The sequence below is a fragment of the Yersinia kristensenii genome (assembly GCF_900460525.1).
Lineage (GTDB): Bacteria > Pseudomonadota > Gammaproteobacteria > Enterobacterales > Enterobacteriaceae > Yersinia > Yersinia kristensenii.
This window is the reverse complement of record NZ_UHIY01000001.1, coordinates 4289870-4307790: the sequence shown is the minus strand read 5'-3', so window position 1 is coordinate 4307790 and position 17921 is coordinate 4289870. Positions and strand designations below refer to the sequence as shown.

Genomic DNA, 17921 nt, shown 5'->3' with positions numbered 1-17921 from the left:
AGGTGTCGGGACGTTCAGACAGGAAGATGGTTAGCCGTATAGCCATCAATATTCAGTGAAAACAGCGTCTTTACAAAACAAAACGTAAAACTATGCCCAATTGGTGTGGCAATGGGATAAATTTAGAAAAGGGACTGGAATATAGTTAAGCTATTATTTCGGTGTTAGTTAAAAACGTGACTGTTTCGCTAATTGGACAGTGGTTTTTTCTGGGAATACCACTTATTTCCGATTACTTGCAAGGATACTCTGGCCACCTCATGATGAAATTTATCCTCCCGTTCAAGCTAAAAAAGCTGACTTTCAGTGCTGGTTTATTGTTCTTGTCACTGCCTTATGCACATGCCGCTGACTCTCCGGTGCCGCCTGCAATAGATGCCAAAGCCTATGTATTGATGGATTACAATAGTGGAAAAGTGCTAGCTGAGGGGAACAGTGACCAGCGCCTTGACCCGGCCAGCCTGACAAAAATCATGTCCAGCTATGTGATTGGGCAGGCGATTAAAGCGGGTAAAGTGCATCCGGACGATTTAGTGACTGTCGGTAAAGATGCCTGGGCCACGGGTAACCCGGCATTACGCGGTTCCTCATTGATGTTTTTGAAACCGGGCGATCAAGTAAAATTGTCCGATTTGAATAAAGGCATTGTTATTCAGTCTGGTAATGATGCCAGTATTGCGTTGGCTGATTATATTGCCGGCAGTCAGGACAGTTTTGTTGGTTTGATGAATAAGTACGCCAAAGCGCTCGGCTTGAATAACACCAATTTTATGACAGTGCATGGCCTGGATGCTCCGGGGCAGTACAGTACTGCGCATGATATGGCGGTATTGGGGCAGGCGCTAATCCGCGATGTTCCGGACGAATATGCGCTGCATAAAGAGAAAGAATTTACCTTTAATAAAATCCGCCAAATAAACCGTAATCGGCTGTTATGGAACACCAATATTAACGTCGATGGCATGAAAACCGGTTATACCACCGGTGCCGGACATAATCTGGTGGCTTCAGCGACTGACGGGCCGATGCGGTTGATTTCTGTCGTGCTCGGCGCACCCAGTGACCGAGTGCGTTTCAGTGAAAGTGAGAAACTGCTGACTTGGGGTTTCCGTTTCTATGAAACCGTGGTGCCGATTAAGGCCACGAAGCCTTTTGTGACGCAGAAAGTTTGGTTTGGTGATACTGGGCAGGTTGAGCTGGGTGTGGCCGAAGATGCCGCCATCACTATCCCTAAAGGGCAGATGAAAAACCTGAAAGCCAGTTATAAACTGAATGAAACTGAATTGCGCGCTCCGCTGGCGAAGCATCAGGTAGTCGGGACTATTGATTTCCAACTGAATGGGCAAACTATTGATCAGCGCCCGCTGGTGGTATTAAACGAAGTCAAAGAGGGCGGGTTCTTCAGCCGCATCTGGGATTTCGTAATGATGAAAATCAGCCAGTTATTTAGCTAGTTTTTAAAGTTATTGATTAATAAGAGAAAGGGCGGCTCGTCAGCCGCTTTCAGACAACTGATAGAGTCAATTGAAAGGGAAACGTGCCGTTGGGGCCGTAACGGCATGAGCCGTCGGAGCGCCCCGAGGTGCGGTCAACCTTTCATTCACTAAGTTATAACTCGCTTTATCCATAAGTTAAGGGCGACTATCAAGTCGCCCTTACTTTTCTATCCTAATAGCAATCAGTGGCAGACCACGATCAGTTACAGGCTACAATCTTGATGGCCAGGCCACCACGAGAGGTTTCGCGGTATTTTGAGTTCATATCTTTGCCGGTTTCATACATCGTTTCGATGACTTTATCCAGACAGACACTTGGCTCACTGGTGCGGCGCAATGCCATCCGTGCCGAGTTGACGGCTTGCACGGCAGAAATAGCGTTACGCTCAATACATGGCACCTGAACTTGCCCGGCCACCGGGTCACAGGTCAGCCCCAAGTTATGTTCCATGGCGATTTCAGCCGCGATACAGACTTGAGCCGGGCTACCCCCCATCAATTCAGCCAGACCCGCTGCGGCCATGGAACAGGCTACACCGACTTCCCCTTGGCAACCGACTTCAGCGCCAGAAATGGATGCGTTCATTTTATACAACGCACCAATGACACCTGAAACCAGGAAATAGCGACTGTAAGAGTTCTCATTCACTGGGCGAATGAATTTATCATAGTAAGCCAGTACCGCTGGGATAATCCCGCAAGCCCCGTTAGTGGGTGCTGTTACCACGCGCCCGCCAGCGGCGTTTTCTTCATTGACGGCCAAGGCATACATATTGATCCAATCGACAACCATCATCGGGTCGGCATTATGTTTGTCTGTAGTGACCAGCATACGGCGCAATGCCGCGGCGCGGCGCGGGACTTTCATTGGGCCGGGCAATAGTCCCTCAGTATTAATACCGCGCTCAATACCGGCCTGCATGACATCCCAAATAGCAGCAAAGTGTGCGCTTATCTCGGCTTTACTGTGCAAAGCCAGCTCATTTTGCATCACTAAGCCCGATAAAGATAAACCGGTATCTTTACAGTGCTTTTGCAAATCACGTGCAGAATTGAAGGGGTAGGGCACAGCAACCGCATTGCTGTCTTGCTGATTAAAATGAGTTTCATCGACAATGAACCCGCCGCCGATGGAGTAATAAGTTTTGCTGAAAATACATTCATCACCGGCGTGTGCGCTGATGGTCATGCCATTTTCATGCAGCGGCAAGTTGGTTTCATGAAAGTTCATCCCGCCATTTGTCGGGAAATCAACTTCATGGTGACCCTTTGCCAATAACAGGCGCTCGCGTGCTGCGACATCACGAATAAAGGCAGGAATGGCATCAATATCAACGGTATCCGGCATATTCCCTGCCAGACCCATAATGATGGCGATATCGGTATGGTGACCTTTACCGGTCAGAGACAAAGAGCCGTAGACATCAACAGTGATTCGGGTGACGGCAGAAAGATGCCCCAGTGTGATTAAATCATCGGTAAACAGCTTGCCAGCTTTCATTGGGCCGACGGTATGAGAGCTGGAAGGACCAATACCAATCTTGAAAATGTCAAAAACGCTGACCATATATTAGCCTCTTAAAGGTTCTAATTATTAAATTGCTTACATTGCAGTGGAATAGAATTTCAGTGGAATAGAGCCGGCGCGGGCGCACCAGCTTTTGAAACGATTATCAGTGGATGATAATTCGCTGGCCGTGGAGGTTGGCCAGCGTCAGTATCACTTACCGAACAGGCTGAACAAGATTGCAGAGATAGCAATAAGGCCCATGATGACGACGAATACGTTACTGACTTTACCGCTGTATTTGCGCATCGCTGGAACTTTATGGATGGCGTACATTGGCATCAGGAACAACAGCATCGCGATGATTGGGCCGCCCAGTGTTTCAATCATGCCCAGAATACTTGGGTTCATGGTTGCTACGATCCAGGTGGTGACCAGCATGAACACCGCAGTAATACGGTTCAGTTTGTCATGATTGATCTCTTTGCCTTTGCTGCGCAGAGATTTGATCATCATGCCATTGAAGCCTTCACGTGCACCCAGATAGTGGCCCAGGAAAGATTTGGTGATAGCAATAAAGGCAATGACCGGTGCCATGTAGGCAATCATTGGGGTATTAAAGTGGTTAGCCAGGTAAGACAAAATGGAGATGTTTTGGCTTTTCGCTTCTGCTAAGTCCGCTGGAGACAAGCTCAGGACACAGCTGAATACGAAGAACATGACGGTAACAACCATCATGATGTGAGCAAAAGCTAAAATGCGGGAGCATTTTTTTCTCAGCATCAACACCATATTCTTCGCGTTTTGCTACAGCAAAGGCGGAGATAATTGGGGAGTGGTTGAATGAGAACACCATCACCGGAATGACCAGCCACAGTGTCATCCACAGGCCGCTACCGGTGCCGTTGCCATCAATGGATACATGCTCAAAAATTGCACTTGACCAGTTAGGGATCAGGTAAACAGCCAGCAGCATCAATACCGCAACAAACGGGAAGACCAGAATACTCATTGCTTTCACAATGGCGTGCTCACCAAAACGCACGATAGTCATCAGGCCGATGATAAGGATCAGCGACAGAATGGCGCGTGGTGGTGATGGCAGATGCATCTGGTGGGTAATAAAGCTATCAACGGTGTTGGTAATCGCAACACTGTAGACCAATAAAATTGGATAGATAGCGAAGAAGTAAAGCAGAGTAATCAGCTTACCGGCGCCTTGACCAAAATGTTCTTCAACCACTTCAGTGATGTCTTCACCGGGATTTTTACCTGACAGCACGAAACGGCACAGGCCGCGGTGCGCGTAAAATGTCATCGGGAAAGCAATGATAGCCATAACAATGAGCGGCAGCAGGCCACCGATACCGGCATTGATTGGCAGGAACAAAACGCCCGCACCGATGGCTGTACCGTACAGACCCAGCATCCACATGGTGTCACTTTTACGCCATGTGCTTGATGAAGTTTTTCCCGTGGAGGCAATGGTGCCCGCTTGAGTAGTGTCCATGAAAAATCTCCAATGTGAACACGTTAATTTAAAATTAAGAACCGAAAGTTAAGTCCCTGTAATGCCTTATTTAGCGACACTATCAGGTAAAAAATTCAGTCAAAAACGATTTGTTTAAAATGGGTGCCCTGGTTATTACTTGGTGTCGTCGTTGTGATTTAACTCTAAACGTTAAAGTGCAAAATTTAACCGATTTTAAGTGAGTGAATTCGCTTCATCGGCTATTTTTGTTGTTCTGAGAGGAACAGTAGTTTTTGCTGGCGGCAAGATAACGATTTGTAGTGAAAACTACCGTGATCATGCTCGCAAATGCTCAATAAACTCGCCTTCCGTGATTTGTTGCGAATTTACAACTGATTGTTAGGTGAATGTTTAAAATTTATCAATAAGAGTAATAAAACGCGTTTTTTCTTATTGAACAATAAACAAACAACTATTTTTTTCATCCCCTCTTTCTTGGTGGGCAATATATTTTAACCACGCTTGTGAATCTAGTGAAAATCAAGTTTTTCACTGATTTATTGATGAATGTCATTAACGAAAAATAATCAATTTCAATTAACTTATTGATATTTATGGTTTTTGTATTTTGTTTTGATGCGCGCTGACAACAGGAATTTATGGTGATATAAACGAAGAAATAAGAATATAACAATATGTCTCATTACTCGGCAGAATAAATCAGAGGATGACTATTGGTACTTTATGATTTATTTGTCATATGAAAAATGACAGTGGGTAATTTGTCTGACAATAAGATAACGTTATTCTTTTACTCGAGCATATTAAAATAACACCAAATGTTAAATTAATTTACCTTAAACTAAAATATTATCGGATATTAATTCTACAATGGAATTGTGTTTTGAAAATATTATAAGTAAAAATGCCATATAACCATAAGTAAAGCATGGTTATTTTGCTTAAATATAATTCAGTTTTTATGTGAGTCATGTGCGGGGCGGATTACCCGCCCGGTGTTTAAGCGGCTAAGATTTTTGCTACCACATCAAGCCTAACAGTGGATTTTGATATTATGCTGCAAAAAAAACTGGCTAAACTCACTATCAGGTTGACGGTTGGTCACGACAGAGTCAAACAGTGTTAATGCGCCGATGCTGGCGGGTTTTATTTTGCCAAACTTACTGTGGTCAGCCACCAGGATTTTATGCTGAGATTTGGCAATGGCGCGGTGCTTCACCAGGATTTCGTCGAAGTTGAAACAGGTAGCGCCATACTCAATGGAAATGCCAGCTGCGGAGATAAACGCTTTGTTTGGGCAAGCATTATCCAGCTCATTATGCTGGCTGATAGGCGTGAAAATGTAGTTATTAGGCTTGAACTCACCACCACATAAAATCACTTTGCAATGAGGCTTATCTTGTAGGGACAGGAAAGTATTAAGGGAGTAACAGATGGCGGTAAAATGCAGTTCTTCGTCTATCTCGTCGATTATCGAAGGAATTGTAGTGCCACAGTCAAAAAAAACGGTGTCATTTTCCACGATAAGAGGTGCCGCCAACTGGCCGATTCGACGTTTTTCTTCGATTTGTTTGGCTTGCTGGTCAGAGACAAAATAGTTATTGGCATTGTTACTCTTGGGATCCATCACCACATAACCACCGAGTAAAATGACGGAGGTGGGCTCAGCACTCAGATCTCGCCGAATCGTCATTTCTGAAACATGCAGCAGATTGGCAGCGTCTTTCAGATGGATTTTGTCGGAACGCTTAAGGGCCTGACTAAGTTTATTGATGCGTTCTGCACGGCGAGTTTCCATAGCTTTCCCTGACGAGTTATTTTCAAGACCATTCAATGTAAAACAAAGAGTGCCAGACAGTGGATGACAAATACAGTACATCGCCAATAAATAAGCCCGGTAAAAACCGGGCTGATATCCATCATCGTTCAAGTTGCTAGCTTATTGACCGCCGCGTGCCAGCACCTTGAAATCCAATAGATATAGAATAAGTTAGTAGCTTGATGCGGATGCTTGCTGGCCTGAGACGATTGCCACCCCAGAGCTGGTGCCAATTCGTGTCGCTCCTGCTGTAATCATTGTTTCTGCTGTAGCGCGATCGCGCACTGCGCCGGAGGCTTTAACACCCATTACTGGGCCTACTGTGGCGCGCATCAATTTGACATGATCTTCTTTAGCACCACCGGTGCTGAAACCTGTTGAGGTTTTAACAAAGGCGACATCAAGCTCACGGCACATTTCACATACTTGTACGATTTGTGCGTCGCTGAGCAGGCAAGTTTCTAATATTACCTTCAACGGAGTGGAGGCACAATTATCGCGCACGGCCTTGATGTCAGCTTTCACCTCGGCGATTTTGCCACTTTTCAACCAACCGACATTGATAACCATATCAATCTCTTGCGCACCGGCTTTGATAGCCGCCTGAGCTTCAAAGGCTTTTGCTTCGGTCAGGCCAGCCCCCAGCGGGAACCCAATGACTGAGCACACTTTAACCGAAGTCCCCGCTAACTGCTGAGCCGCGACGGGAACATACCCAGAGTTAACACATACTGCATAAAAATGGTGCTGTTTAGCTTCTTCACACAGCTTAATAATTTGTTCTTCGGTGGCATCCATTGCCAGCAGGGTATGGTCAATATAATTAGCGTAATTGATCGTCATGATTATTATCCTTTATTTATCTGTAAGTTGGCTCTTCTGTTATAATAGTAACATTTACAGTAAAAAACAAAGCTATTTTCACATAATTAGCTGTTTTTGGATTTATTTTGTTATTTAAGTTACATTTATGAGCAATTAGCTAGCGTGTGAATATATTGGAAATGAATGTAATGAATTGTTTTTAATCAGAATTCTGGGCGGGCATTGCCAGCATTTAAGCTGCTGGCAATGTGAGATGAATAACGCGAAAGTATTAGCTTCTGACCCATCCCCTGCGGATAGGCATGGCAAAAAACACATAATAAATGCGCTTCAGCCCATCTGAAATAGCTTCGCCGAACAAGTTCCACACCAACTGTGCGAACAGGCAGCCGACAATTCCCAGCAATAATCCACCCACCATATCTAATGGCCAATGCACACCCAAATAAATACGTGACCATGCAATTGCGACGGCGATAATCATCATGCTGACAGCGGACCATAGTTTGTGCCAGAACACAAAGGCGAGAGCAAAAGTGAAAATGGCGGTGCCGTGATCACTGGGGAAAGAGCTATCAGGTGCATGGCTCAGAAAGTTATAGCCAAAACCGACGACAAACGGCCGGTCATGAGGAATAAGCATCCCGATGCAAGCGGCTGAAAGCATAGAAAAAGCCAGTGCGATGGCGGTTTTGGTCACTAAGGCTCGCTGTGAATCCATGGCGCTTTTCGGCCCCCATAACCACAATCCCACCAATGATATGGGGATAATCATAATCAAATCGCGTGCGATAAAAGTCGCAAAAGAAATCATCCATGGTGATGATGCTGGAGTCGCATTTATCATGGAAAAGAAAAAGTAATTTATTTGTTCAATCATTCTCTACCCTTAGCACGGTTGTAATAACCGCTTATCATCCAATACACAGCCAACTGACTAAGCCAAACCCACCAACCTGCCCACAAGTTATGGCTAAGAAAATGCGCTCCGCGCATGATTTGCCCAAAACCCATTAACATCCCAAGACTCACACCGGCGAACCAACACAATAAAGCCCACCGTGGACGCTCGGGGTAAAACAAGAAAAACAATGCCATTACTGCAAAACCACTGGATGCATGGCCGCCAGGAAAACAGTGACCAGGGCCAGCACCGACCGGCGCAGTCCCCATCAGCAGATAACTGAGGGATTTACCGCCATATTCCACCAGATCCCAAGGGCAGGAGTGCGCGCTGGTGGCTTTTAGAATCCCTATCACCAGCGGACCGACGCCACATAACAGCATCGCGGTCACTAAGCGCCTATTACGGTGATAAAGGCCCCCTAACAATGTGATGATGGCAGCACTGATAAGGGCGATTTTCAATAACCGATGATTCAGTAAATCCAGCCAATAATTATTTTCCCATGGAAAATGTTGTGAGGCAGGATCAAACCAATAATTACTGATAAGCCAATCCAACTGCTCGTTGCGGGATAACCAGAGAAACAGTAATCCACTGATCAACAATGCAAAAGCCTGCCAAAAATAAAAGGATAAGGGCAGCGAGTAAAGGGAGTTTGTCTTAATTGTCAGTGCTGTTGAGGTATTATTTAATGTCGACGCAATGACATCAGATTGAGAGGCGGATTTGTTAATCTTCACAAAATAGCCCAGAGCAGAAGTAGTGAGGGTCGTACTGTAATAATTTTGTCTTAAGAAAGCCTTAAGGGGGATGAATACGGGGGGACTCAAATTCCAGACAAGAAAAAACCCGATAGTCTAATTACTCTATACAAAACAACAATATACAATAAATACAATGAGTTGATTAGTTATTGAGGGGTAGTAAATACTAGGGAGGGGTAACCTCCGCCGCCACTTTGTCGCCAGCTTTCATGGTGGTTAGCGGGTTGAACTGTACAGCGGTTTCTAGGTGCTCTGGCGCGAAGTGAGCATAACGCATTGTCATCTGAATATCACTGTGGCCGAGGATGCGCTGCAATACCAGAATGTTGCCCCCGGACATCATAAAGTGAGCGGCAAAGGTATGGCGCAAAACGTGCGTAAGCTGGCCAGCGGGTAACTTAATATCTGTAGTGTTGATTGCGGCCATAAAGCGGAAATAACACTCACTGAAAAGACGGTCTCCCTCTAACGCAACTAACTCGTCATGAAGTTCTTTGCTGATTGGCACGCTACGGTTCTTTTTCCCTTTTGTTCTGATAAAGGTAATTTTATTCGGGCTGACCTGTGAGCGGGTGAGTTTCTCCGCTTCATTCCATCGCGCCCCGGTACTGAGACAAACTTTTACCACCATCGGCAAATCTGCCCGACCAGAACTACATGCGGCCAATAGCGTTTTAATCTGCTCATGAGTGAGCCACGCCATCTCTTTTTCTGCCACGGCGTACTTGCGCAGATTGTCTAATGGGTTCGGTAAGTTCCATTCACCTAATCTGGCCAGCTCGCTAAACATACCGCTCAAAAAACTTTGTTCCAGATTCACTGTTACCGGTTTTGCGCCTTTCTTCCATTTTTCAGAGAAGTAAATCTCGCCAGATAAACGCTTAGAGCGATAGTGAGCAAAATCTTTGCCACTCAAACTGTGAGCGGGGGGATTACCTAGCGCAGCAACTATCAATTTCAGTTTCTTATAAACCTTTTCACCGGCTGCCAGAGAACGACCATGCAGGTTGTACCAAAGTTCGGCAACCTCGCTTAACGTGCGGCGGTCTGGTGCGTCTCCTAACCAAGGTTTATTACTTACCTGATCCATGGTGTAACGTTCAAAGGCTAGGGCTTCACCTTTAGTCGCAAACATTTTTCTTACCCGGCGACCTGTACGGCCAGCCGGGTAGCACTCACATAACCATTGGCCTGTTGGTTGTTTGCGCACTGACATTGAGAACCCCCTTGGAAGATAAGGGAGTATTTAACTGTATGAATGAACAGTGGTCAATGTTTTGTTTCATGGTATCAAACATATAACATTGAAATTCATCCTTTAAAAATAGTTTGCTGACGTAAATATTCTGAGCCTAGTTCTCCGTTTAAATTAGTTGATATGCGATACCCTGTATTTTCTTTTGTAGCCAGTGTTTGCGTAAAGACTTCTTCGAAATAGTAGTAGTCGTTATTGGAAATTGCAGAATATATTACTGATGTAATGTTTATTTCTATTTCTATATTAATTATTAAACATACTTTCTTTATAAAGTAAAAAACAGAAGCTAAATATTTTTTTAATTCATTTTCATTATGATAAAAAGTGATTATTCTAGCTACTTTTTTATCATCCATTGCATATTTTACTATGTTATCATTGTCAGGGAATCTATTGGTTATAGCTAAGAAACTAGTTAGTTCTACAATGGATTTAATTAGCTTGTTAAGTTTCTTTATTTTTATAGTATCGCTAGTGGATTTTTCAGAAGCATTTTTTATTTCAGTGTTCACGTCATCTAATAACGTAATTATTTCATTGCGTGCAATGTTTATTCGTGATGTATTAACGCCATCATCATAAGATGATTCTTTGAAGAAAATATTATAAATCTGAAAAGGATCTTCAATTTTTAATTCACAGTATTTATTTGAAATTTTGACTTTCCTTGGTGCTACTTTTGTTAATGCGTCAGTAATGAATTTATGATGAGAAAAAAAACTATCAGCTATGTTTTTCTTTCTGGCTGCATTTAACTGTTCAGCAGTTTGAATTGTTCTATGAATATGTGCGACTATTGCAACTAATGGAATGGATAATGATAACACCCCGATTGGGAGTCTGTATATCGATAGGAATTTATTATAACCATTTGCCGAAATATCTAGGGTTGTATCTACCCACAAAGGAATGCTTAATAAAATTGAAATAATTAATGGGGAAAAAATAGAAATCCAAAATGGCCATTGTTTTGAAAGTCGGTCATGATCCAACTTGCATAAATTAGATGTAAATTTACGAAAAGCTAAATAATTTTTTGAAGACCTAGTAGCTTCAGTGGCTTCAGTTGATATTATTTTTTTCATGGTTTGAATCAAACGACCTCAGTTAGCAAATTTTGATAATAGTTATTCTTTACTCAATGATTTCATTGATACTAAGTTTTTGATTAATTGAGTTGGTAATGCTTCTTCTAATGCTTTTTGCAGTATGGCTTTGTTAGAATCTGACGATTCAGGTTTTGTGTGAAAAGCTGAATTAGAACTAATATTCCAGTTTTCAAATATATCTTTAAACTCTTGGCTTGAGACACTGTGGCCATAAATTTTCAGATAAACTTCCCCAAGACTTATTGCATGAATTCGATCACTCAGTTTCAATGATTCGTGCATATATGCTTTGGACAGGTTAAGGGCATAAGCAGCAACGCCGAAAAGTATCATTAATAAGCACGCTCCTTTTATCAATCCGAATGAAATCCACATCCATGTTATTTTTTCTGTGGGTAGTGCTGAAAATTCTTTATATCCCCAAACGATAGAAATTAATGAAAATATCACAGATAAAAAGAGTGAAACAAACCCAACCCAGCTCCATATGGTTGCGGTTTTTTTTAATCTAGATTCTTTCTCTGTTAACTGAGTTGTAGCATTTTCAACGTAATCAGGAACATTATTTTTTACTTTTTCTTGAATTTCTTTTTTATGTTTTTCCTGTAATTCATTAATTTGAAAATTAATTTTATCATTTATTTTTTTAAATTCTCTAGTTCTTCTACTCAATTCAGCTTGAAGTTTTTCATTTTCAATTTTTAACATTTCTAAGTGCGAAGTTAGATTGAAATTATTTTCAATATTACTATTTTTGTATTCGTCCCATGATAAGTTTTTATTTACTTCGTGATCAGTAAGATCTGAATCAGATAGAGATAATATATTGTCAATTGCACTATAATCACCTTCACGGATTAACTTTCTCAAATAATTATGATGAGATGCGGATATACGCTTTCTTTTCAATAAAGAGTCTATCTTTGTACTTAGCTCTGATTGGTACATCGCGTCTTGCATTGGTTGCTCCCAGATTAATTATTATTAACTTTTAAATTTGAAACAACTAACACAATGCTATGAATGAAGTTAATTTCATTAAGCAAACAATCAAAAGCAAACTTCCCGCCCTCAGCTCGCACTTTACCACCCGGAATACGAATAATGTCTCGCACACTAACCTTTCCCTCTATATCAACAACCCATTTGCCGTCCTGTACTTCATCGAACTTACGATCGGCAATATAGGTGGTATCACCATCAAGGATAACAACCGGGTCTTTCAATCCATCAGGCAAGAACGCCTTATCGAACATATAGAAATTTGAATCGTAGAGTTTGCCGTCTAACAATTTTTGGCGAGGAATCTGCACGATATCAAGCTGTTTAGCATTTTCGTACATCGCGCCCTCACCAGTAGTTAACCAACGCAGTGATGCGCCAGTCTCTAAAGCACACTGAATCACGAGGTCTGCGGGAAAAGTATCACGTAGATAACGGTTGGCTAATGTACTGGCAGATATGCCTAATTGCTCACATAAAGCCTGCTTTGTACTGAAGCCATAAGCCTCCAGCATCCGGTCAATTGCCGCTTGGCCACCACGTCGAAGATCCATGTTTATCTCGAAAAGTGAAGTTTATTGATTGACATTCACTTTTCGAGAGACTAAATTTATCTCGGAAAGTGAATAACCACCCGTTATTAATCTTTACTACCGCTCACCACAAGCGAATAGGGGATGTTGCATCATGAGACCTAATATTTCAATCACTCTTCTAACTCCTCACGTCACAGTTGAGAGATACGCCGAGTTAACCGGTCTGGATTCAGAAACTATCAAAGCGATGTTGGCCGATGGCCGTTTAACCCGTCATCGCCTCAGGAAAGATAAAGATATGAAGCGCGAAAAAGTCATGATCAACATGGCCGCACTTACCGTAGATGCTCTCTCGAATTGTGATATTGCAATCGCCTAGTTCGATATTGCGTTATTGGGAGGGTATCGACCATGTTTGATTTCCAGCTTTCTAAACACCCGCGCTTTGATATGTCATGCCGTGCTTTTGCCCGGAATAACAATTTAACGGCGGTTGCCGAGCAAATCGGTATGAAGCCGCAAATGCTGCGTAACAAACTTAACCCTGACCAGCCACACCAGTTGAGTTGCATCGAACTGTTGACGCTCACTGACATTACCGAAGATCCAACGCTGTTAGATGGCTTGCTGTCTCAACTGCAATGCTTGCCAGCGGTACCGGTTAATGAAGCCAATCCCGCTAATTTACCTATTCATACCCTGAGCGCTACGGCGGCAATCGGTGCTATTGCCGGTGAAACCGTAACAGCTGGGCCTATGACTCAATCCCGTAGAAACGCCATTCTTGACCGTGCGAATCAGGCCATTCGTGACCTGTCGCTGATTGTTGTATCGGTTGAAGCGCGTTTCCAATCCACGCCAGCTCTGGCCGCAGCGGTTGATTTTATCAGCGCCAGCGGGCTGGTTCCGGGCCTGAACTGAGGAACTTATGTATGAAAGTATTCGCTAACTACCTGAAACAACAATCACCCAGCCAACAATTAAACCATTTTGGCCACGGCTGGATTGAATTACCAAACGGCCAGCGCTGGCAACCTTGTACCAGCCGAGTGACGTTTCTAGGGGAATCACGTAAGCCCATTTTTAAAGGTAAACGCCGCCGGTGGTGGTTCCGTTTGATGGGTTTAAGGGGGTAAGCATGTCAGCCAATAACAGCAAATGGATAGCCATTATCCGCAACAAAGTGACCGGCAGTCACAGCCGGGCAAGGGTGATATGGGAAAAGCTCCCGGCACAGCACCGGGGAATTTTACTCCACTCCGCAGGTATGAAGTCAGAGCACTGCCGGTATCTGTGGGATGATTTTTCCCGTGAAGAATTACATCAGTTGCAGCGAGGGATTCAGCGACTACGGGCGTTGGTAGATACATTTGGCCAAGTCGGTACGTTGGATTTTGTGAAAGAGAGCAACAGTAGCCGGAAATCGCACAATCAACCGGCACCGGTAAAAACGTACGGCCCGGAAATGATTGCAGCCCAATCGATGGCCAATATGCATTACACCGATAATTAAGGGAACACGATGAAAGCAATAGCGGTAGATAGAAATGGCCTGTTAGACGACTTTAACCATTGGGGCGTAGCCCATAATTACGCGCAATTCTTCTTGGGTAAATGTCGTTTGGCGGGAAACAACGTCGAATTACAGCCAATTATGTTTAATGACACCATTCATCTGACCAACCCACACCAATGGTTTTCTGCTCATGCCGCATTTTGGTGTCGGGCATACCGTGAGGCTGAATCAAATAGTGATCAGGTCGAAGCGCTGGCCTCTATTCGCGCCATTTATCATATGTCCGGTTGGCTGGGATTAGGCTCTTTAACCTGCATGATTAATAACTGGTGGAATAGAACCATTGAGATCCACGGCTTGACGCAAATTAACCACTCTTGTGCATCAGCCAGCACTACCCAACAACTGCATTAATTAACCCAACACCATAAATACCAACGGCTTCCCATCGGTGGCCGGGGATTTTTATTACCTAAATTCGGAGCAAACAACATGAAAGTGAAACGTAATGATTTAAAAGAAGCACCTGCGTGCAAATTCAGCCTGACAGAAATGCTCAATAATGCCCGCCATGAGGGAATGCGCCTTGTTGCTGATAAGTGCTCATCCCGGTTAGATCGTCTGGCTGCTGAGGCGGCAAATAATAGAATGACGGCGACTGAAATAGTTGAGTTATTGCGACAAGAGTCGGAGTTCCTGAACAGCCAAGGCGGTGCAGCATGGAACTGACTCGTACTGTGCTTAAATGGGCTGGAAGTAAAGCCGGAATAATGGCTAAACTGCGGCCTCATTTACCTATTACCGCTCGGCTGGTTGAACCGTTTGCCGGTTCTTGTTCCGTGATGATGAATACGGATTACCCGGCTTATTTAATTGCCGATGCTAATCCAGATCTCATTGGCTTGTATCAGGTGCTAAAAGAAAGGCCGGATGAGTTTATTCATATGGCCCGTTCATTGTTTATTACTGCTAATACCGCAGAACAATACTACGCAATTCGACAGATGTTTAATTCATCAATTAACTCCTGCCCATTGTTCCGTGCGGTTATTTTCTTTTACCTGAACCGTCATTGTTATAACGGGCTGTGTCGTTACAACCAGTCCGGCAAATTTAATACCCCTTATGGGAAATACAAAAAGCCGTATTTTCCCGAAGCAGAAATCCGCGCATTTGCTGCTAAAGCAAAGCGGGCCACTTTTATCTGCGCCAGCTTTGAGGAATCGCTGGATATGGTGCAGCCCGGTGATGGTATCTATTGTGATCCGCCGTACTTGTCCGCTGATTCTCACGCAGATGAATTTACGGCCTATCACAGTGAAAAATTTGGTTATGACCAGCATCATCTATTGGCTTATAAGCTGCGTGGCTTGTCGGCGCGTGGTTTCCATGTTGTCGCATCCAACAATGACAATCATCTGGTACGAGATCTTTATCACGACTTCTTTAAAATCCCGGTCACTGCCCGCCGTAGTTGTGGCGGCAAAGCGGATAGCCGTAAGTCTGCGGAAGAGTTAATTCTAGGCAGAATACCCGAATCACTTATTTGGCTTGGTGTTGATTTTGCTGATGCTGTGGCTTGCGAATGACCGCCACCATCCAGCGCCCGGTAAATGACTTTATGGACGGGGATATTTTATCCCTGTCTTTACCTTTTAATGGCGAGTTCAGCCGGGAGCCGGAGGGGTTACGCCGCCCGCAAGATATCAGCATCACCGAAGACGAACTCTTTGTTCAGAACCCAACCGATCACCAATGGCGCAGCCAGTATTTAGGGGGGATGCCCCAATTTCTGGCCCGTTATTTTGGTGATCGCTACTCCAATCTGTACCAATCAAAAGGCCGTCGCCATGCCAATACATTCTTACGCACTACGGTGGGCGAGAATGTATTGCCACGTCTACAGATGGTTAACCGCCAGTATCAGCCGGTAATCAAAGCGCCCGGCTTTTTGCCATGGCCCTTTGTCGATGATTTAGAACGTCTGCCATCGTTTGGCCGGGATGAGTTACGCAACCTGTCCCACCGGGTGGCTGATTTTATGTCTGAAAGTTTTACCGACTATATCGAACGTAATTTCACAGGGCAAAGTAGCGACCCAAAAGAACTCTGGAAGCGTACCCAACGCGCTTATATCTGCCTTGTAAAACTCAGCAAGCAAGTGGGAACTGAACCGCCGTACTGGCGCGAATTCACTTCCAGCCGCAAGACAATCAACCCGCGAAAAATTGAATCTGGTCTGTTGCGCATGATGTCGCCGGATTGGTGGCGTGTGCGGTTAAAACGCCTGCGCGATGTGCGCCGGGAACATATGGCCATTGCGGTGGGGCAAGTACAGAAATCAGCGTCAGCCTATGTTAGCCGGTCAACCATGGCCGAATGGGTGGAACAGAAGCGGCGCAACCGTGAGTTTTTCAAAGCGTTTGAGCTGGAAAATCAGGACGGTGAACGGGTTTCGTTAGAAGACATGGTGAATGGCAGCAACGCCAATCCCGCAATACGGAGATGTGAACTGATGGTCAGAATGCGAGGTTTTGAAGATTTAGCCAATGAAATGGGCTGTGTGGGGGAGTTCTACACCATCACTGCGCCGTCTAAATATCATGCGGTGTATCACGGTGGCGGTTTTGTCACCAACTGGAATGGGGCCAGCCCACGGCAGACCCAAAAATACTTATGCAGCGTATGGGCCAAATCACGTGCCGCCATTGCCCGCGCCGGGATTAATGTCTTTGGTTTCCGGGTGGTAGAGCCGCATCACGATGGCACCCCACACTGGCATGTATTGCTGTTTATGTTGCCGCAGCACGTTGATCAGGTGCGCGACATTCTTTGCTATTACGCCCGGCTGGAAGATTCAGAAACATTACAAAGCCCCGAAGCACTGAAAGCCCGTTTCCATGCTGAACCCATTGATCCGGCCAAAGGCAGTGCAACCGGCTATATCGCGAAATATATCTCAAAGAATATCGACGGTTACGCGCTGGGCGAGGAAGAAGACGGCGAGACAGGCGGCAGTGCGCGGGATATGGCCAAAGCCGTTACTGCATGGGCCAGCCGTTGGCGTATCCGGCAGTTTCAGCAAATCGGTGGTGCGCCGGTCACTGTCTGGCGCGAGTTACGCCGCTTGCCCGGAGACGGGCAAATACTCCCGGATCAGGATATGGATAACGTGCGTTTTGCCGCTGATGTGGGCAACTGGTACGCCTACACCGAGTTTCAGGGCGGGCCGATGGTGAGCCGGGATTGTTTGACCGTGCGCCTGTCATATGAAATCACCGAAATGGGCAACATCTACGCCGAAGACGTTAAACGGGTTTTGGGTATCTATTCGCCGTTACTGGGAGAGGACTCTGCTGTTTGCACCCGTCTGGTTAAGTGGCAGATTGTACCGAAGTTGGCCGAAAGCGCAGCGCAGGCCGGGGGTTTGGCTTTTTCTGGCGGCAACGCCGCCGCTAGGAGTTCTGTCAATAACTGTACGCCGGAGTACCGGCAACGATTAACGCAGGAATTACGCAGTCGGGGTTTTGTTGGTGATGAGCAAGAAATAGCGATACTGGAACGGGGCAGCAGCCTGAAAGTTTACGGTGACCGCTCAGTAAGGCTAAATAATGGTCGGTTAGAAGAAGTAGCCCCACGGCCAGAACACCAGCGCGGGCCGGGCTGGAATTGATTTCGCTCATGAAATTC

Annotated in this window: 18 protein-coding genes and 1 pseudogene; 9 read left to right on the top strand and 10 right to left on the bottom strand. The window is 44.9% G+C overall.

What is annotated here, in order from left to right; translation table 11 throughout:
- Positions 1-260: 260 nt before the first annotated feature.
- A complete protein-coding gene (locus DX162_RS20020; protein ID WP_004389534.1) occupies positions 261-1454 on the top strand; it encodes a serine hydrolase in 1194 nt (397 codons plus the stop codon).
- A 241-nt stretch (positions 1455-1695) separates the two neighbouring features.
- On the opposite strand, the gene DX162_RS20015 is transcribed toward DX162_RS20020, so the two are convergent.
- From DX162_RS20015 to DX162_RS19970, 10 genes and pseudogenes are all read right to left on the bottom strand, one after another.
- Positions 1696-3063, bottom strand: coding sequence for an L-serine ammonia-lyase (locus DX162_RS20015; protein WP_115155889.1), 1368 nt, complete (start codon positions 3061-3063; stop codon positions 1696-1698).
- Positions 3064-3216: 153 nt separating this feature from the next.
- A pseudogene (locus DX162_RS20010) lies at positions 3217-4513 on the bottom strand (HAAAP family serine/threonine permease).
- 1015 nt (positions 4514-5528) lie between these two features.
- Positions 5529-6293 (bottom strand): DNA-binding transcriptional repressor DeoR, encoded by a 765-nt coding sequence (gene deoR / locus DX162_RS20005; RefSeq protein ID WP_050094394.1) that lies wholly within the window; start codon positions 6291-6293, stop codon positions 5529-5531.
- A gap of 192 nt (positions 6294-6485) precedes the next feature.
- Positions 6486-7157 carry a deoxyribose-phosphate aldolase gene (gene deoC / locus DX162_RS20000; protein ID WP_004389540.1) on the bottom strand — a complete coding sequence of 224 codons (672 nt, stop codon included), beginning with the start codon at positions 7155-7157 and terminating at the stop codon, positions 6486-6488.
- Positions 7158-7410: 253 nt separating this feature from the next.
- Complete coding sequence (gene ybjG / locus DX162_RS19995) at positions 7411-8016, bottom strand: undecaprenyl-diphosphate phosphatase (RefSeq protein ID WP_167310348.1); 606 nt, start codon at positions 8014-8016, stop codon at positions 7411-7413.
- A complete protein-coding gene (locus tag DX162_RS19990) occupies positions 8016-8687 on the bottom strand; it encodes a phosphatase PAP2 family protein (protein ID WP_032819466.1) in 672 nt (223 codons plus the stop codon). Before DX162_RS19990 ends, ybjG begins: the two co-directional genes overlap by 1 nt.
- A 289-nt stretch (positions 8688-8976) precedes the next feature.
- Entirely contained in the window at positions 8977-10026 is a 1050-nt protein-coding gene (locus DX162_RS19985) for a phage integrase (RefSeq protein ID WP_004389543.1), read from the bottom strand.
- A gap of 95 nt (positions 10027-10121) precedes the next feature.
- Positions 10122-11153: a hypothetical protein gene (locus DX162_RS19980; RefSeq protein ID WP_004389544.1), complete on the bottom strand. Its 1032-nt coding sequence runs from the start codon at positions 11151-11153 to the stop codon at positions 10122-10124.
- A 42-nt stretch (positions 11154-11195) separates the two neighbouring features.
- On the bottom strand, positions 11196-12137 hold the full coding sequence (locus DX162_RS19975) for a hypothetical protein (protein WP_032819426.1): 942 nt from the start codon (positions 12135-12137) through the stop codon (positions 11196-11198).
- Between the two features lie 14 nt (positions 12138-12151).
- Positions 12152-12733, bottom strand: coding sequence for a phage repressor protein CI (locus tag DX162_RS19970; protein WP_004389546.1), 582 nt, complete (start codon positions 12731-12733; stop codon positions 12152-12154).
- A gap of 133 nt (positions 12734-12866) precedes the next feature.
- Between DX162_RS19970 and DX162_RS19965 the strand changes: the two genes are divergently transcribed.
- The 8 genes from DX162_RS19965 (at position 12867) to DX162_RS19930 (ending at position 17904) form a co-directional block, all read left to right on the top strand.
- Entirely contained in the window at positions 12867-13094 is a 228-nt protein-coding gene (locus DX162_RS19965) for a hypothetical protein (RefSeq protein WP_032819427.1), read from the top strand.
- Between the two features lie 32 nt (positions 13095-13126).
- The gene (locus tag DX162_RS19960) at positions 13127-13636 is read left to right on the top strand and encodes a phage regulatory CII family protein (protein ID WP_004389548.1); all 510 of its coding nucleotides are present in this window, start codon (positions 13127-13129) and stop codon (positions 13634-13636) included.
- Between the two features lie 11 nt (positions 13637-13647).
- Entirely contained in the window at positions 13648-13851 is a 204-nt protein-coding gene (locus DX162_RS19955) for a phage filamentation protein Fil family protein (protein ID WP_004389549.1), read from the top strand.
- 2 nt (positions 13852-13853) lie between these two features.
- A complete protein-coding gene (locus tag DX162_RS19950; RefSeq protein WP_004389550.1) occupies positions 13854-14228 on the top strand; it encodes a hypothetical protein in 375 nt (124 codons plus the stop codon).
- 9 nt (positions 14229-14237) lie between these two features.
- Entirely contained in the window at positions 14238-14645 is a 408-nt protein-coding gene (locus DX162_RS19945; RefSeq protein ID WP_004389551.1) for a hypothetical protein, read from the top strand.
- A gap of 78 nt (positions 14646-14723) precedes the next feature.
- On the top strand, positions 14724-14960 hold the full coding sequence (locus DX162_RS19940; RefSeq protein ID WP_004389552.1) for a DUF2732 family protein: 237 nt from the start codon (positions 14724-14726) through the stop codon (positions 14958-14960).
- Positions 14951-15820 (top strand): Dam family site-specific DNA-(adenine-N6)-methyltransferase, encoded by an 870-nt coding sequence (locus tag DX162_RS19935; protein ID WP_032819428.1) that lies wholly within the window; start codon positions 14951-14953, stop codon positions 15818-15820. The genes DX162_RS19940 and DX162_RS19935 overlap by 10 nt, the downstream gene beginning before the upstream one ends.
- Positions 15817-17904, top strand: coding sequence for a replication endonuclease (locus tag DX162_RS19930; RefSeq protein ID WP_032819430.1), 2088 nt, complete (start codon positions 15817-15819; stop codon positions 17902-17904). Before DX162_RS19935 ends, DX162_RS19930 begins: the two co-directional genes overlap by 4 nt.
- Positions 17905-17921: the final 17 nt, after the last annotated feature.

Bases quoted from the DNA above. Each gene is read 5' to 3' on its own strand.
- DX162_RS20020 (WP_004389534.1), top strand. From the start codon at position 261: ATGATGAAATTTATCCTCCCGTTCAAGCTAAAAAAGCTGACTTTCAGT.
- DX162_RS20015 (WP_115155889.1), bottom strand. From the start codon at position 3,063: ATGGTCAGCGTTTTTGACATTTTCAAGATTGGTATTGGTCCTTCCAGC.
- deoR (WP_050094394.1), bottom strand. From the start codon at position 6,293: ATGGAAACTCGCCGTGCAGAACGCATCAATAAACTTAGTCAGGCCCTT.
- deoC (WP_004389540.1), bottom strand. From the start codon at position 7,157: ATGACGATCAATTACGCTAATTATATTGACCATACCCTGCTGGCAATG.
- DX162_RS19985 (WP_004389543.1), bottom strand. From the start codon at position 10,026: ATGTCAGTGCGCAAACAACCAACAGGCCAATGGTTATGTGAGTGCTAC.
- DX162_RS19980 (WP_004389544.1), bottom strand. From the start codon at position 11,153: ATGAAAAAAATAATATCAACTGAAGCCACTGAAGCTACTAGGTCTTCA.
- DX162_RS19975 (WP_032819426.1), bottom strand. From the start codon at position 12,137: ATGCAAGACGCGATGTACCAATCAGAGCTAAGTACAAAGATAGACTCT.
- DX162_RS19970 (WP_004389546.1), bottom strand. From the start codon at position 12,733: ATGGATCTTCGACGTGGTGGCCAAGCGGCAATTGACCGGATGCTGGAG.
- DX162_RS19965 (WP_032819427.1), top strand. From the start codon at position 12,867: ATGAGACCTAATATTTCAATCACTCTTCTAACTCCTCACGTCACAGTT.
- DX162_RS19960 (WP_004389548.1), top strand. From the start codon at position 13,127: ATGTTTGATTTCCAGCTTTCTAAACACCCGCGCTTTGATATGTCATGC.
- DX162_RS19955 (WP_004389549.1), top strand. From the start codon at position 13,648: ATGAAAGTATTCGCTAACTACCTGAAACAACAATCACCCAGCCAACAA.
- DX162_RS19950 (WP_004389550.1), top strand. From the start codon at position 13,854: ATGTCAGCCAATAACAGCAAATGGATAGCCATTATCCGCAACAAAGTG.
- DX162_RS19945 (WP_004389551.1), top strand. From the start codon at position 14,238: ATGAAAGCAATAGCGGTAGATAGAAATGGCCTGTTAGACGACTTTAAC.
- DX162_RS19940 (WP_004389552.1), top strand. From the start codon at position 14,724: ATGAAAGTGAAACGTAATGATTTAAAAGAAGCACCTGCGTGCAAATTC.
- DX162_RS19935 (WP_032819428.1), top strand. From the start codon at position 14,951: ATGGAACTGACTCGTACTGTGCTTAAATGGGCTGGAAGTAAAGCCGGA.
- DX162_RS19930 (WP_032819430.1), top strand. From the start codon at position 15,817: ATGACCGCCACCATCCAGCGCCCGGTAAATGACTTTATGGACGGGGAT.